The sequence below is a fragment of the Leuconostoc kimchii IMSNU 11154 genome, assembly GCF_000092505.1.
GTDB lineage: Bacteria > Bacillota > Bacilli > Lactobacillales > Lactobacillaceae > Leuconostoc > Leuconostoc kimchii.
The window spans coordinates 1493821-1510135 of sequence record NC_014136.1 but is presented as its reverse complement, the minus strand read 5'-3'; the positions used below and the strand labels follow the sequence as shown (position 1 = coordinate 1510135).

Sequence of the window (16315 nt, the reverse complement as noted above, 5' to 3'; positions counted from 1 at the left end):
ACATAAATAAGCATTAATCACAAATTAAGGTGTATATTCTGACGGAATCATGATAAAATATACGGTTATTGCGTTAAACCTTGAGATTTTAAAGCCAAGTAAAGAGCAGTTAATTGTTTTAAATCTAAACGTTCCGCACGTATCGATGGTGCAATATTGGCTTGGTCCAAGGCCTTGGTTATTTTCTCTTTAGTCACTGCCTCTTTACCATAAGTTTGTAACATATTATTCCATAAACTTTTACGTCGATGTGAAAAACTGCCTTTAATAACACCAAATAAACGCTCAGGTTGCGCCACCACGAGTTCTGGTGACAGTGGGGTTAACTTAACCACCGCTGAATCAACATTGGGTGCAGGATTAAATGATGCAGCAGAAACTTCTATGGCCAACTCTGCCTGAGCAAAATATTGAATAATTAAAGTTAGCACGCCATAAGCTTTAGTCCCTACTTCGGCGTTCAAACGTTCTGCTACCTCCCGTTGCATCATTACCACGATATTGTCCCATGCGATATTCGTACGTAAAAGTTGCATTAAAATTGGCGTTGTAATGTAGTAAGGTAGATTAGCAACCACCTTAACATGTGCTTCTTCACCAAATTCAGCACGAATCACCTCAGGTAGGTTAATATCTAATATGTCGCCGTTAATCACTTTAACATTATCATACGGCTGCAGTGTTTCACTAAGAACATCAACCATTTGTGTGTCAATTTCAAAAGCCACAACCTTTTTGGCCGCACGAGCTAATTGTTCAGTCAACGCGCCAATACCAGGGCCGATTTCAATCACATAATCTTGATCTGTTATACCAGCTATATCAACAATACCGTGTAAAACAGTCAAGTCCGTTAAAAAATTTTGTCCGAATTTCTTCTTAGCATGTAAACCATATGTATTCAAAATTGCTTGGGTGCGCATCGGATCTGCAATATCAATTATTTCTGCCATTCAATCATTTACCTTTCAATACTGCCAAAATTTGTGCCTGAGTGATACCAAACTGTTGGACACGCTTGAGCAATTGTTTCCCGTTACTATAGCCAATATGTAGCTCTTCACCGACTATTTCACGATGTTTACGTGCATTTTCACCACGCAACAAGCCATTTGCCATCAAAAATTGTTGATCAACATCTGTTATCATGTCAACCTTTGGCGTCATCACATGGGATAGAGCAAGTTGCAAGGCTTCTGGTGTTGCATGTTCAACACCCAATGATTTATGCGACGTATCTTTGGCTGCACGCGCTTCATCTTGTGTAATATATGCTTGCTTTGCTGTTGGCACTGCATCAGTCATTATTTGTCTAATACGTTGTCCGTTGAAATCCGGGTCAGTTAATATAATAATGCCACGTGTCTCTGCTGCCTGTTTGGCACGTACAATAGCATCTGTGTTAACCGCACTACCGCCTGTTTCAATCGTATCCGCAACAACAGCTCGCATTAAATTTTGTGTATCAGACCGTCCTTCAACAACAATCATTTCATTAATATATAATCGTTTAATCATAGTTTAAAAAAAGCTGATGTGCATTCTTGCGCGTGATATCTGCAAGCTCTTTTGCCGTCAAATCAAGTGTTTCTGCTAACGAATCAATCACATACTTCACAAAAGCTGGTTCGTTGTCTTTACCTCTAAAAGGCGTTGGTGCTAAATAAGGCGCATCCGTCTCAACAAGTATGCGATCTAATGGCACTACTTTTGCCGCTTCACGAACATTTTCTGCTTTTTTAAAAGTCACAACACCACTAAATGAAATATGCATTCCCAAATCAACAAATGCTAATGCTTGTTCTGGTGTACCTGAAAAGCTGTGCATGACACCCTTGGTGACACCGCTTTCTTTCAACATTGTATAAACATCTTCAAATGCATCACGATTATGAATAATCACTGGTAATTGGTATTTTTTTGCCAATGCTAGGTGTGCTTTAAACGCCTTTTTTTGTACATCATGTGCCGTTGTTTCCCAGTAGTAATCCAAACCAGTTTCACCAACACCAACAACTTTATCTTGTTGTATCTGCGCTTCAAGTTGTCCTGCAGCTGAGGCATCAAAACTACCTGTGTCTTCCGGCTGAAAACCAAGCACTGCATAAATATTATCATGTGCTTGAGCAATTTCTAAGGCACGTTGGTTCCCTATGGCATCATAACCAACAATATTCATTTCCATCACACGAAATTCATTTGCCCGACCAATATATGCAGGAACATCGTGAAATAATTTATCATCATTGAGATGCGTATGTGTATCATAACTATCTGCTGGTGTCTTTGTTAAATCATAAATTGCCATAACTAATCAATTCGGCGAGTAAGGATACGTATCATATGCTTCACGTAAGACCAAACTCACACTTCTCCTTTATTCTGAGTTTCAAAATGCTATTAACCATTGCATTGCCAATGAAGAAAAAAAACCGACAAGCTATTTTTCAATGCTTACTCGGCTTTTGGTACAACTGATGGTGCAAAGTTTTTCAATACACCGTTGACAAACTTACGACTGTCTTCATCCGAAAATGTTTTGGTTAAAATCAGCGCTTCATCAATGGCTACTTTATAAGGCACCAAATTATTTAATAGTTCATAGACTGCTAAACGTAAAATGATTAGGTCAGCCTTATTGAGACGATTAATGGCCCAGCCATCTGCTAAATGAGCCGCAATTTGCTCATCCAATTCAGTTTTAGTTCCTAGGATACCATTAACAAGCCTCGGCAAATAATCGTCATAATCTTTACCTGCTAAAACGATATCATATAACTTATCAATATTATTACTTTGTGGATCTTTCTCTAATGCAAACAGCACTTGAAAGGCTGCTTGGCGCGACTCATGTCGTGTTAAATTCGCCATTAATTGGCCACCTCTGTTGCATCTTCACCAAACAAATTATCAGGATCAATTTTGTTTGCCACTTTTTCTGGTACAATCCCACTAATGTGTACGTTAACTTGTGAAACATGTAGATCCGTCATAGATGCAATTTGTGACTGGATGGCTTTTTGAATCTCAAGCGCAACTCGCGGCACAGTGACACCATATTGCAAAAAGACGTATGCTTCAATAACCAACCCATCTTCGGTTTGTGTTAGTTCAACACCTTTTCCACGTGCATTGGAACCAAAAGCATCGGTGAAGCGATCTGATAACTTGCCACGCATCGAGTAGACCCCATGTACCTCTTGTGTTGCAATCTGTGCAATCACTTCGATAACTTCTGGCGTTACTTGTGTTGTGCCAACAGCTGAACTGTCAGTTGCCAAAATAATATTTTTTGTTGTTTGTTTGCTACGCTTAATTTCTCTGGCCATTATTCTATCCTTGAAATAATTTTTAAAATAAAAAGTCCCACTAGGGAACTTTTTGACGTGTGTTCCCTACGATCTAAGCACGTGTACTTCTTACGACATCAAAACGATTGACTTAAGTTATCCTACCAGCGTGTTCAGTTTGTATTGGTTTACACTTAGTAATTAAGCACGGCCCTTATATGAACCGTCTTCTGTGTTCACAATGATCGTTTCACCTTCATTAATGAAGTCTGGTACAGTAATTGTGGCCCCTGTTTCAACAGTTGCTGGTTTACCTGAACCAGTAGCTGTGGCACCTTTAATACCAGGTTGAGTTTCTGTCACCTTTAGAGAGACTGTTGATGGTAATTCAGCACCTAAAATTTCATTACCATACATTGTGATTTTAACTTCCATGCCTTCAAGCAAAAACTTCAAGGCATTTTCAATCTTATCATCAGGCAAGTTAATTTGCTCATATGACTCAACATCCATAAATACACGGCCATCATTTTCAGCAAATAGATAAGACATAGGACGTGTTGTAATATCAGCTTGTTCAAACTTATCACCAGGTCGGAATGTTACTTCGTTAACAGCTCCTGTGCGCAAGTTCTTCAACTTTGATCGGACAAAGGCACCACCTTTTCCAGGCTTAACATGTTGGAAGTCCAAAACACGCCAAATTGAGTTTGAGTACTCAATTGTCAATCCATTTTTTAAATCATTCATGCCAATAGCCATGATAAATACCCTCTTTTATTAATAATATAGTTTATTATACCAGAAAACTGCTTATATTGCAGTATTCAAACAAATTAAAATTTTACCACAAATATGTTAATCTTTCAATGCTTTTTCTTTTTTAATTCAGGCTTTACAATTAAATCATCTAAGCGCTGAAAAGTATTCAATAAGTCTAGCCCTTCGTCGTGACCGTAAATCTCAAGCCAACCATTAAAACGCTGATTGACTCGCAATGTAATCATTGATTCAACCTCCTGCCCTGTCTGAGTCAATACTAATAAAACACGGCGTCGATCAGCGGTATCATGTATTTGCTGTAAGTATTCACGTTCAAATAATGGTTTAAGCTGACGGGCAACGGCGCCTTTTGTAACCCCACGTGTCGCTGCAATTTCTGTCATGGTTAACGGTTTCTCGCTTGTATTTTTTGCAACAGCAGACATAATGAGCCATTGTTCAAAAGATATGCCAAATTCACTGGTCGGCTGTGAAATAAGCTTTTCTAAGTTTTTAAGCGATGACATATATATATCAATAAATTCTGTTAGCAAATCATCGTGTGCCATTTAGCCTCCCATGCTACTTTGCTGATGAGGTGTTAAAATTGTCAAGATAGTCCAAAGTATCAGTAATATCATTAAACAATTGTACGTGTTCTAAGTCATGTGAGCCAACAAAACCACTCGTTTCCATTTCTTTTAACCACACCCATAAATTATCATAAAAACCATTAACATTTAACAAAGTTAGCGGTTTGTCGTGTAGACCAATCTTTGCCCAACTCAAAACCTGTGCTAACTCTTCTAAAGTGCCAAAACCGCCTGGTAATACAATAAAAGCATCCGCATAAAACATCATCAAATCTTTACGTTCCGACATATTTTCAACTTCAATTAGCTTGGTGACCTGATCTGGCGAAATAGCATCCTCAGCAAGATTATCAGGCGTAATGCCCAAAACTTCTCCCCCATTAGCCATAACACTTAATGCTGTAGCCCCCATTAGCCCGTCTCTACCACCACCATAAACCAGAGTGAGTTTCCGCTGCGCGATCGTTTGACCAAGCTGTTTCGCAATTTCAGTATATTTTGGATCATTTCCAAATTGTGCTCCCATGAACACTGCAATTGATTGAACTGTCATAAATTTATTCCTTTCTATAAATTTAACAATATTGCGCACAATAATCAAGCAATAGTTAGACAAATTCCCCGTTTGTATGCGCTATGTGGTACACTATTATATAGGTTTTCGTTCGTGACAAATTAAAATTAACTACTATTATTGGAGGCATTTATGATTTACAAAGTTTATTATCAAGAACATCCGGAACGCAACCCCAAACGTGAGACGACAGTTTCACTTTATTTGACGGCAGACAGCTTGCCACAAGCACGGGAAATTATTGAAGAGAACACAACTTACAATGTGGAAGCTATCGAAGAATTATCAGACAAGGCGCTAACTTATGAAAAAGCCAACCCTGCCTTCGAAATCACGACATTCTAGCTATGGCATATTCTGTAGATATCAAACCTAATGAAGTCGCGGTATACGCGCTAGGTGGATTAGGCGAGATCGGTAAGAATACATATGGTATCGAATATCAAAACGAAATTATTGTGGTCGACGCGGGTATTAAGTTCCCAGAAGACGACTTACTTGGTATTGATTATGTGATTCCCGACTATACTTACTTAGTTGACAACATCGATCGCGTTAAAGCACTGGTTATTACCCACGGACACGAAGACCATATCGGTGCTATTTCCTACTTTTTACAATCTGTTAATGTGCCGGTCTATGCTGGCCCATTAGCTATGGCTTTAATCAAGAACAAACTTGAAGAAAAGCAAATGCTTAATCGTGTTGAACTCCATGAAATTACAGATGGTTCAATATTAGAATTCGACCAATTAAGTGTTGAATTTTTCCGAACAACACATTCAATTCCTGATGTATTCGGCGTTGCTGTTCATACACCAGTTGGTACAATTGTTGAAACTGGTGACTTTAAGTTTGACCTGACACCAACAACAAAGCAGCCACCAAACCTTTGGTCTATGGCTCGTATTGGTGAAAATGGTGTCTTACTCATGATGAGTGATTCAACTAATGCTGAGCGTCCAGAATGGACCAAATCAGAAGCTTGGGTTGCTAAGTCTGTTAATCGTATTTTTGATAAAATCGAACACGGACGTATCATTTTTGCGACATTCGCATCTAATATGAACCGTGTGCGCATGGCGACCGATGCTGCTATAGCCCATGGACGGAAAATCGCTGTATTTGGTCGTTCAATGGAATCAGCTGTAACCAATGGGCGTGCTCTAGGCTACTTAAACATTCCGGACAACATGCTCGTAGAACAATCTGAAATTAAACATATTCCAGACGATGAACTCTTAATTTTATCAACTGGTTCTCAGGGCGAACCAATGGCTGCCTTAGCACGTATTGCTGAAGGTACACATAAGCAAATTCGCTTGAAGCCTAAGGATAATGTTATTTTCTCTTCTTCACCAATTCCGGGTAACACAGCTTCGGTCAATCAAGTGATTAATAAACTTGAAGAAGGTGGTGCTAATGTTATTTACGGTAAAGTGAATAACATCCATACTTCTGGTCATGGTGGACAAGAAGAAGAAAAGCTCATGATTGCTTTAATGAAGCCAAAATACTTCATGCCTGTCCATGGTGAGTATCGCATGTTAAAAGTCCATGCTTCCTTGGCACATGAGTTAGAAATTCCAAAAGACCATACATTCATTCTAGAAAATGGCGATGTTTTGGCATTAGACGGTGAAAGTGCACGTGTTGCTGGTCACTTCCCTGGTGAAGACACTTACATTGACGGTTCTGGAATTGGAGACATTGGTTCTGTCGTACTACACGATCGACAAAAGTTATCACAAGATGGCTTAGTCGTTGTCACAGCAACAATTGATTTAAAGAAAAAAGAAATCCTATCTGGACCAGATATTCTATCACGCGGTTTTGTATATATGCGTGAATCTGGTGACTTAATTAATGAAGGTCGCCGTATTATATTTGGCACGATGCGTCGTGTGATGAATAATGCTAATGTTAGTGAAGCAGATATACGACAAGCTGTTATTGATGATCTTTCCAGATTCTTATATAAAGAGACTGCGCGCAAACCAATGGTTTTGCCAATGTTGATTATGATTTAACAAAAAACGCCTGACGGCGTTTTTTTGTTTTAATCATTAGTATGTCATAATATTCGATCAAACCAAACTATCATTTTCCGAACAATTAATCTACCTTTCCTCCTTTTATCATAAAAAAAGCTGACGAACTTATTTTTAATTAGCTATCTATATGCTAGAATGGTATAAGTATAAGATGAAGGAGCCATCATGACACAACGAAAAATCCCTACTATTATGGGTACACAACACCCCGACAACGCCAACGCACCATTTTGGGATGCCTCACAACAACCATTCATTAGTGCTTATCGTGAAATGAACGAAGCATTTGAAAATTTCAGCGAATTAAACGTCGATGAATACATGTGGGACTGGGAAGGTAAACATGCCGATGCCGCTGTTATTGATCGCCTATTTAGCACAGAATATGATTATTTTAAAAAAGACCAAATTGGTCGTGATAAGTTTTTGACTTTTCGTTTTCCAAATATATGGGAAGAAAAGGGCTACAACTTGATGCAGGCCATGACGGCCATTTTAAGTTCTGAAGACTTTGCACATGATTTAGGATTTGACCAACGACCTTTATTTGAAACGATACTCCCCATGGCACAACGTGCGGATCAACTCATTGAAATGCAAGTGCTCTTTGAGAAGTTGGCTAATTTTAAATCAGTCGAATTTACAAAGAATGATCGCAATACACCTTATATTGAAATGATTCCTCTATTTGAGGACTTTAATACACAATTACATGCACCGGAAATTTTGAAAGAATATTTAAAGTTACATGAAGAACATTTTGGTTTCCGTCCAAAATACCTTCGTGTGTTCTTGGCTGGATCAGACTCCGCATTAACAGCTGGCTTCATGAGTTCAATTACAGGTAATAAACTTGCCATAGCAAGACTACACGAATTTGCACAAGAAGAAAATATTGATATTTATCCCATTTCAGGTACGGGCTCTGCTATCTTCCGTGGTGGCTTATCACCACGTCGTATTGATCGCTATTTAACAGAATTTCCTGGTGTACGCACGGCTACTGTACAATCGGCTTTTCGGTATGACTTCCCCTTGGAAGAAGTTCAACAAGCTATTGCTGAACTAAAAGAAAAGCTCCCTGTGGCAACACCACTAAAAATTTCACGTGATGATCAAAAAATTCTTGCCGAAGTTGCCGAAGAGTCCGCTGAATTTTATGCGCATACACTTGATCAACTTGTCCCTGACATGCAACCTATTTTCAAAGCTTTCCCAAAGCGTCGTGATCGTCGTCAACACGTTGGTGTACTCGGTTATTCACGTTCCGTTGACGGTATTGAATTACCACGAGCAATTAATTTTACAGGATCATTCTATTCCATCGGTGTCCCACCAGAATTTATTGGGTTTGGTCGTGCTTTAGCTCATTTGAACGCAGATCATCTATCTGTCTTTGTTCGTAACTATCCTAGTATGAAACAAGATTTTCGTGAACTTGCAGCCTATGTTAATTTAGATGCTTTACAAATTTTGAAAACTCAAAGTCCTGCTTGGGCAGATGTTGAAGAAGATATTATGACTTTGAAAAATATCTTTGACCTTGAAATTGGTCCTAAAACACGTGAGCAACAACAGCACGCTGCAATTGCTCTACAGGTCGTACAAATTAAGGAAGGCGCACCAATCGCTACGACAGCACTCATCAACCGTATGGCGCAACTCCGCCACTTCTTAGGTTAATATTCATTCGTGCCATAGCCCTTTGGGGCTTTTTTTGTTACAATGGAACTAATTTTTATCGAAAGAAATTGTCACTCATGCCTAAATTTTATGTTATTAATAATCCACATATTAGTACTGAAAATGATTTAAACACCATACAAGCACTCAAAGCAATACCAAATATTGTCGCGTGGCACGACACTGAATATACTGGCCATGCAACTTACTTAGCTAAAATGATAGCCAGAAAGACTACTGATCCCACAGCCGTTATTCTAGCTGTCGGCGATAGTTGTACTTTAAATGACGTATTAAACGGTCTATTATCAGTCAAACGTGATATTAAATTGCCACTTACTTACATACCAACAGGGTTAGATCATACTTTTTTAAGAACTATTCATGTTAATCATGTTTCTGAAGCCATTTTACGATTACAAAAAACTAATGAATCACAACTACTCAATGTTGGTAAAATTTGTGGTGATGCACCACATCAAACAACACAATATTTTGTTAATCGCATCGATATTGGTTATGCAGTCGCCAATGCCGAAAAAGAAACACCACGCACCTCGTTGCCACATACCCTTTTTAAAATGGTTACACCTTTATTATCTAAACAAGCCGTACCCATTACGAAACAACCATTTCACATGACAATTTTGAATGGTAAACATTATCATCAAATAGCCAATACTGCTCTAATGACTATTCAAAACAACCCTTGCTTTGATCACAACTTAACACAAGTCGACTGCCATAAAACACCACTTAATTTGATCATTTCTGAAAAAATGTCAGCTATCAGGCTTTTAACAATACTCTCCCCTTTCAAGTTAAGTAACAAAAAATATCAGCTCAATCCTATTCACCATATTGCACTAGCTGACAACGCGAATATCCATATACCTGATATTCAAACAGGCTACATGGACGGTAAATCATTAGGAAATGGTACGTTTGCTTTCACTGTCCATCACGAAACATATCCTTTTTGGTTATAAAAACAGGTCTGAATCTACTAAATTAAGTAGACTCAGACCTGTTTTTAAATGTTTTACGTACTTTTTAACTTAATTAAACCGACCTAACCTCTCAGCTTGGTTTGTCACACCTACAATCAATTTACGTGCAACTAAATGCTGACTGGCCTGTAAAATTAAATCTTCATGATAAGCCACTGCAGCAATAGCACTCACCACAGTTGGTACAATGTGATTAGCGTGCCCATGCAAAAATGCATTTTCGATAGCTTGAGTATAATTACTACTATTCAGTAATGACCAAATAATTGCCTCTAATGTATTCGCACTACGACCGTTCAACTCAATATGATTGACCGGAATATTAGCAAAATCTGGTAAATTCAGTTCCTCAAAAGCCGTTAATTCTGCTTCAAATACTTTATGCCGTGAGTAATATTCAAATCCAAAGGCCAATCCATTTTCAACTGCATCCCGAATAACTTGACCATCTAATAATTGACTAACAATCAGACTTAACATGCCAACACTGACCAAAGCACCTTCGTCATTATGTGTTAATCCTGCTATGCGATGTAATGTCAACATTGCCACTTCATCATTAATAAAAGAAACACCATATTCATGATGCAAGTACAATGCAACTGGTAACATTCTCACAAGAATATCTTCACTATCTGCTGTATCTTCCAATATTCCTGATGCTAACGTATCTCTATTCTTATTATAATTTTCCAACGCTTGTTTAGTGACATCATCTACCTGTTGTAATGTCTGTTCTGGGGCAAATTGTCGTTTTTTATACCAATTTTGAAAGTGATTCATCACATCTGATAGTTGATATCCACGGGATAAACTTGCAATTGTTGTTAAAGCCAAACTTGTCTGTGACCCCCAACTTAGTAGACCGTTGAATTGATTCGGTGTTTTTAATAGCTTATATTGTTGACTGGTTGTCAATTGGATCATACTTTCACCAATGGCCATGCCAAACATTAAACTCTGTATTGTTGATTGCTTTTTTGCCATACCTTATTTTAACATATACAACAATTTAAATATTACAACAATGACTTAATTTCAGCTACCTTATTTAATTCTTCCCAAGGTAAGTCAATATCTGTGCGACCAAAGTGCCCAAAAGCTGCTGTTTGCTTATAAATTGGACGACGTAGATTCAAATGATTAATGATCGCTAATGGTCGGAAATCAAATAATTGTGATGTAATATGGCGAATTTTGTCTTCATCAATTTTTGCAGTACCAAATGTATCAATGTTCAAAGATACAGGTTGTGCAACACCAATAGCGTAAGCGACTTGAAGTTCAAGCTTATCAGCCACGCCTGCTGCTACTAAGTTTTTAGCAACATAACGTGCAAAGTAAGCTGCTGATCGATCAACTTTTGTCGCATCCTTACCTGAGAATGCACCACCCCCATGATGGGCTGCGCCACCATAGGTATCAACAATAATTTTACGACCCGTTAGTCCTGAATCTGCTTGTGGTCCGCCTAAAACAAAACGACCTGAAGGATTAATATAGTAAATCGTATCATCGTCTACTAAGTTTTGTGGCAATACTGCATCGATAACAAATCGACGGACGTCATCACGCAATTGCTCTAGTGTCACATCTTCATCGTGTTGCGTTGACAAAACGACTGCTGCAATTCGTGTCACTTGATCATTATCATCTAATTCAACACTCACTTCAGCTTTAGCATCTGGTCGCAAATAAGAAACGACACCGCTTTCGCGAACATCACGAATTTTACGCATCAAACGATGTGATAAAGCAAGTGTCAAGGGTAAATAACTATCAGTTTCATTTGTAGCATAACCAAAAACCATACCTTGATCGCCAGCACCTAATTGCTCAGGATCATCATCAGCATTATCGACTGCCTGAGAAATATCCCCTGACTGTTCAACTATGCGATTTGATACGTTGACAGAATCAGCCGTGAACCCAAGATCTGCCTTATTATAACCAATTTCACGAATGGTATCCGTAGCAATTTGTCGTACATTAACATAGGCTGACGTTGATAATTCTCCAAAAATAGAAACGTCACCTGTTGATGTTGTGACTTCAACAGCTGAGCGTGCATATGGATCTTGTTCGAGTACTGCATCCAAAATAGCATCAGCAATTTGATCGGCTATTTTGTCTGGATGTCCTGCGGAAACTGATTCTGATGTGAAATACTTTGCCATGTTAAACATGACCTCCTAAAAATATTCAAAATAAAAAGCTACTGGTCGCAAATTAAAAGCGCACACCAACGATTAGTCGGTACGCGCTAACGTGACGACTATCTGTACAGATGGACCACCGTGCTGATATATGTTGTCATATACCACCGGTTGGTGTAGGGTCAATGTGCTGTATCACTCGCCTACTCTTGATAGCTGATTTAAATTGTATCTTTAGAATAGCAGAGCTTTCACAAAAATGCAAATATGATTTAAAATCATATCTGTGTTGTGCCTTGAGATATTTCACAAAACCATACGCATTCCTATTAAATTAGGGTACAATATTAATTATGGATCTCAATTATCAAGAACAATCTAAACAATTACCAGATGGTCGTCGTATGCCAAATCGTATGAGCACTAATCCACAAGAACGTCGCAGCTATGAAAATTTTACACCAGCTGGTTTTTTTGATTGGCGTCGTTGGGCACCTTTAGCCGTCATCGCTATCAGCTTAAACATTGTCTGGTGGCGTCAACCATTACTTCACACAAAGGCATTGGCTGGCGCAGCGATGACGTGGCAAATTGTGCCTTTGTTTGGTTACACGTTAACCATTGCAATCGGCATGACATTGATGATGACACAAAACTTTCGTAGTATTCTAAGTTATTTATTTTTAATATTGAGTATGCTATTTACCTTTAGTTCACTCATCCAAACACGCCACGAGATATTTATCTTACTCTTATTATTAACAGGATTCTGCGCAGCTGTTCAACAAAATTGGCTTGGTTTACAAAACTGGCTTGGTTTGGTTTTATTCAGTGTTTTAGCAACCTATACCATACCTATTAGTATTTTTTATGTCACCAATAATTTCGTGACACAGCGCTTCATCTGGCAATTATTACCTATGCTATTTGGTTTTGGCTTTTATTTCACCCCAATCTTTATGCCAAATCCTGAAGGTCGTAAATTAAGTATTTTGACGCTAGGATTGTTTTTGGCTACTGTCTTTAGTCATGAAATGGCAATCAGTACTGTCTTTATTATTATTTTTAGTTTATTAGCTTTTATCTTGCAATTTGTAAAGGCAAAAATTGGTAACTGGCAACATATGGGCTATGTGCTCATGCTAGCGCTATCGATGCTATTAATATACCATTAAAAAATGTCGCCCCAACTTACGGGGCGACATTTTTATTTTAAGACATCGTAAATGGGTAACAATAATTTTAGCGCAGTGATTATTTGCGATAAATCTGTATCTTGGACAAAGCTTTGATCGCCACGCAGTATATTAATCCCCAATGAGCACTTCACTATGCTTAACTTGATGGTAACGTGTGACCATGTCATCATATGCCTGTATGTTAGACGATTGTGACATGTTAATCATATGATCCGCACTCAATACAAAATCACTAGGCAGCGACCGAATCAAATCACGGGCGGCATTCATTTTTGTCACAATGCTTTGCGTATCATTTGGTTTCATATTTTCTTCGACGGCAAGGTAAAAATAAATACGATCTGCCCAAATACCTAACTCAAAGTGTGGCATCATTTTATAACCACGTTTGTTTGGCGCAAAAGCCACCCAAGTATTATCAGGCGCATTCGTTGTTCGCCGTAAATGTTTTGCAATATGCGCATACCATTGTTGACCACTTTCATTTAAAACTGGTAATATGGCCGCTGCACTTTGCTCAAATTTTGGTCCTATTTTTTCCCTAATCAACTGCATACGCTCGTCTAGCGTCTCAACAGAAAATATATTAAAATCATCATCCTGAAACATATCTAACATTCCTCCAAAAGGCATACATTATTGATGCCATTCATTTTTTAGAATCGTCATCCACTGAATTAACACATATCCTATGACCAGAACAGTAGCAATAAGATTTAACCAGATTAATACAACAATAATTGAACTCATAGACTGATAAAAATCATATTGTTTCAAACCAAATTTGGTATACCAAGTAAAACCAACATTTAACAAATTCAGCATGCCAACCTCAATTAAGCTACCAATAGCCACAAATCTAAAAGGTGCACGTCCTTCTTTGGTCGGTAATAAGTAATTCATTAATGTCAATGCCAGCCACATACCTAACCAAATTAACCAGTGTGACTGATGTGTTAAGAAAAAAGTCCAGTGATTATCAGGTAATTGTTGGATCACAATCGTTAGAATATTACTGCCTACCATTAGCACACCAAATACAGCAATAATAATTAATAACCAAATAAACGACCATACACGTGTTAATAAGTTACTAATACGTTCTTCTACACCTGCAATGCGATTGAAAGATAATCTGAAAACAGCAATAACACGTGATACAGTCCACAACGTTAAGAGTATCGAAAATGACAACCACGACGTACTCTTAGATGACAGAACTGACCGCAAAATAGGTGTCACAATTTGTTCAATATTACTCGGCAATACACTTTGTATGGCCGTCATTAGATCTGTCTGGCTAACATTTGTAATAGAAATAATAATAGCCACCGAAATCAACATCGGAAAGACTGTTAACAAAACATAGTAAGCAAACGTAGGTCCGACATAATTAATTTGGGCGCGTGTTAATAAATCACCTAGGGTCGAGAGTTTGAATCGCTTATCGAGCACTTGCCAATATTGTTTAGCTTGTTTTATCATACTTCTATTATGCCAAACATTTAGTTATCATGTATTAAAATTTTAGTTAAAATAACATACCAATACCATAGTGAATGGCAATCGTTAGTAAGCCAATCACTATATTGCGCACAACAGCGCGTTTAACCAAACCGTTTGACATTTTCGCACTCAGTAAACCAGTCAGTGCAACAGCAACAACCGTTGCCAAAATTGTAGCGATAAATTGATAGCGTACGGGCGATAAAATCAATGCTGCTAATGGGAATACGCCACCAATAGCGGCGCAAAACAATGAAGCCCAGGCAGCTGACCAAGGATTCATATAGTGTCCCAAAGTGATATCATATTTTGTACTCAACATGGTTTCAAGCGGCTTTTTACTCATTAATTCGTCAGCAATCGCCTTAGCCGTTGACCTCGTTACACCACGATCAACATAAAAATTTTCAACTGATAAATGTTGACCCGGAAAATCTGTTTCTAATAATGCTTGTTCCTGTGCGACAACTACTTTTTCACTGTCAGATTGAGAGCTAACAGATGAATATTCACCTGAAGCCATCGATAGCGCACAAGCCATTAAATCGGCTAACCCAGCTATGAAAATAGCAAAATTATCTGTCGTTGCTGCTGCAACAGAAAAAAGCACACCAACAACTGTTAAAATACCATCATTCGATCCTAATACACCTGCTCGGATAGCATTCAGACGTTCATCCATCGTCGCTTGTTCTTTTACAACATGTTCTTTTTTAATTTTAATATCCATCTGTCAATGATTGTTATATTGTTTACGCAATATAGCAACGCTCCTTTCATCTAAATAGCGATCCAATGATGTACGTAACAACCATCGTGAAGACACCAGCAATAACATTTCTGAGTGCAGCACGTTTTTTATTCGCACCATTTAATACGGCTGCTGAATAACCTGTCAACGTCAACGCAATAATAACGGCGATAAAGGTTGCAATTTCTCGCATATCTTTCGGTGTCGTAGAAATGGCTAACATCGGTAGAATAGATCCAATTGGAAAACTGATTAATGATGCCATCGCTGCACCACCTGCGCTAAGTTCATGATCTAATGTGAACCCATAACGTTCCCGTACGGTCGTCGTTAACGCGTCCTTACTCATCATTTCTTCTGTTGCTTGGCGTGCTAATTTGGGTGAAATACCATCAGATGTATATTTATTTTGTATGTACGCAAACTCACCATCATAATTTGTTGCTAATGCGTCTGTTTGAATGCGTCGTACTTTCTCCTGCGCATCATGCTGCGAACTAACAGAAACATATTCTCCCATAGCCATAGATACAGTTCCCGCCAACATACCGGCAAAACCTGCCAGTAAAATTGTACCTGTATTACTTGTAGCCCCAGCCACACCTAAAACAATACCGGATACTGATAAAATCCCATCGTTTGCACCCATAACACCAGCTCGAATTAAGTTGTTACGTTGCATTAAACTTTGCTTGTCCATTTCAATCCCTCTTTTAGAATTATTCTAATTTAGTTAT

Annotated in this window: 18 protein-coding genes and 1 pseudogene; 5 read left to right on the top strand and 14 right to left on the bottom strand. The window is 38.3% G+C overall.

Annotation, left to right across the window (positions count from 1 at the left end; translation table 11 throughout):
* Positions 1–65: 65 nt before the first annotated feature.
* The 8 genes from rsmA to LKI_RS08170 form a co-directional block, all read right to left on the bottom strand.
* A complete protein-coding gene (rsmA, locus tag LKI_RS08205) occupies positions 66–953 on the bottom strand; it encodes a 16S rRNA (adenine(1518)-N(6)/adenine(1519)-N(6))-dimethyltransferase RsmA (protein WP_013103675.1) in 888 nt (295 codons plus the stop codon).
* A 4-nt stretch (positions 954–957) separates the two neighbouring features.
* Positions 958–1518, bottom strand: a complete 561-nt coding sequence (gene rnmV / locus LKI_RS08200; RefSeq protein ID WP_013103674.1) for a ribonuclease M5 — start codon at positions 1516–1518, stop codon at positions 958–960.
* Entirely contained in the window at positions 1511–2308 is a 798-nt protein-coding gene (locus tag LKI_RS08195) for a TatD family hydrolase (RefSeq protein WP_013103673.1), read from the bottom strand. Before LKI_RS08195 ends, rnmV begins: the two co-directional genes overlap by 8 nt.
* Before the next feature lie 146 nt (positions 2309–2454).
* Positions 2455–2871 (bottom strand): transcription antitermination factor NusB, encoded by a 417-nt coding sequence (gene nusB, locus LKI_RS08190; protein WP_013103672.1) that lies wholly within the window; start codon positions 2869–2871, stop codon positions 2455–2457.
* Positions 2871–3329, bottom strand: a complete 459-nt coding sequence (locus tag LKI_RS08185; protein ID WP_013103671.1) for an Asp23/Gls24 family envelope stress response protein — start codon at positions 3327–3329, stop codon at positions 2871–2873. The genes nusB and LKI_RS08185 overlap by 1 nt, the downstream gene beginning before the upstream one ends.
* Positions 3330–3491: 162 nt before the next feature.
* Positions 3492–4052, bottom strand: a complete 561-nt coding sequence (efp, locus tag LKI_RS08180; protein WP_013103670.1) for an elongation factor P — start codon at positions 4050–4052, stop codon at positions 3492–3494.
* 104 nt (positions 4053–4156) lie between these two features.
* Positions 4157–4621 (bottom strand): MarR family winged helix-turn-helix transcriptional regulator, encoded by a 465-nt coding sequence (locus tag LKI_RS08175; protein WP_013103669.1) that lies wholly within the window; start codon positions 4619–4621, stop codon positions 4157–4159.
* A 13-nt stretch (positions 4622–4634) separates the two neighbouring features.
* The gene (locus LKI_RS08170; protein WP_013103668.1) at positions 4635–5198 is read right to left on the bottom strand and encodes an LOG family protein; all 564 of its coding nucleotides are present in this window, start codon (positions 5196–5198) and stop codon (positions 4635–4637) included.
* Between the two features lie 153 nt (positions 5199–5351).
* Here LKI_RS08170 and LKI_RS08165 point away from each other — a divergent pair, with 153 nt between their 5' ends.
* From LKI_RS08165 to LKI_RS08150, 4 genes are all read left to right on the top strand, one after another.
* On the top strand, positions 5352–5564 hold the full coding sequence (locus LKI_RS08165) for a DNA-dependent RNA polymerase subunit epsilon (RefSeq protein WP_013103667.1): 213 nt from the start codon (positions 5352–5354) through the stop codon (positions 5562–5564).
* A gap of 2 nt (positions 5565–5566) precedes the next feature.
* Positions 5567–7249: a ribonuclease J1 gene (rnjA, locus tag LKI_RS08160; RefSeq protein ID WP_013103666.1), complete on the top strand. Its 1683-nt coding sequence runs from the start codon at positions 5567–5569 to the stop codon at positions 7247–7249.
* 189 nt (positions 7250–7438) lie between these two features.
* Positions 7439–8956 carry a phosphoenolpyruvate carboxylase gene (gene ppcA, locus LKI_RS08155; protein ID WP_013103665.1) on the top strand — a complete coding sequence of 506 codons (1518 nt, stop codon included), beginning with the start codon at positions 7439–7441 and terminating at the stop codon, positions 8954–8956.
* Positions 8957–9033: 77 nt separating this feature from the next.
* Positions 9034–9945 carry a diacylglycerol/lipid kinase family protein gene (locus tag LKI_RS08150; RefSeq protein ID WP_013103664.1) on the top strand — a complete coding sequence of 304 codons (912 nt, stop codon included), beginning with the start codon at positions 9034–9036 and terminating at the stop codon, positions 9943–9945.
* Between the two features lie 69 nt (positions 9946–10014).
* Here LKI_RS08150 and LKI_RS08145 read toward each other — a convergent pair whose 3' ends face one another.
* Positions 10015–10953: an ADP-ribosylglycohydrolase family protein gene (locus tag LKI_RS08145; protein WP_013103663.1), complete on the bottom strand. Its 939-nt coding sequence runs from the start codon at positions 10951–10953 to the stop codon at positions 10015–10017.
* Between the two features lie 32 nt (positions 10954–10985).
* Positions 10986–12143, bottom strand: a complete 1158-nt coding sequence (gene metK, locus LKI_RS08140; RefSeq protein WP_013103662.1) for a methionine adenosyltransferase — start codon at positions 12141–12143, stop codon at positions 10986–10988.
* A 332-nt stretch (positions 12144–12475) separates the two neighbouring features.
* On the opposite strand from metK, the gene LKI_RS08135 reads away from it, so the two are divergent.
* Positions 12476–13297, top strand: a complete 822-nt coding sequence (locus LKI_RS08135; protein WP_013103661.1) for a hypothetical protein — start codon at positions 12476–12478, stop codon at positions 13295–13297.
* 32 nt (positions 13298–13329) lie between these two features.
* Here LKI_RS08135 and LKI_RS08130 read toward each other — a convergent pair.
* The 4 genes and pseudogenes from LKI_RS08130 to LKI_RS08115 all read right to left on the bottom strand — a co-directional run bounded on the left by LKI_RS08130 (position 13330) and on the right by LKI_RS08115 (position 16278).
* Positions 13330–13930: pseudogene (locus tag LKI_RS08130) on the bottom strand (DUF1054 family protein).
* A gap of 27 nt (positions 13931–13957) precedes the next feature.
* On the bottom strand, positions 13958–14806 hold the full coding sequence (locus LKI_RS08125; protein ID WP_013103659.1) for a YihY/virulence factor BrkB family protein: 849 nt from the start codon (positions 14804–14806) through the stop codon (positions 13958–13960).
* Between the two features lie 46 nt (positions 14807–14852).
* Positions 14853–15557: a VIT1/CCC1 transporter family protein gene (locus LKI_RS08120; RefSeq protein WP_013103658.1), complete on the bottom strand. Its 705-nt coding sequence runs from the start codon at positions 15555–15557 to the stop codon at positions 14853–14855.
* Positions 15558–15603: 46 nt separating this feature from the next.
* Positions 15604–16278, bottom strand: coding sequence for a VIT1/CCC1 transporter family protein (locus LKI_RS08115; protein WP_013103657.1), 675 nt, complete (start codon positions 16276–16278; stop codon positions 15604–15606).
* Positions 16279–16315: the final 37 nt, after the last annotated feature.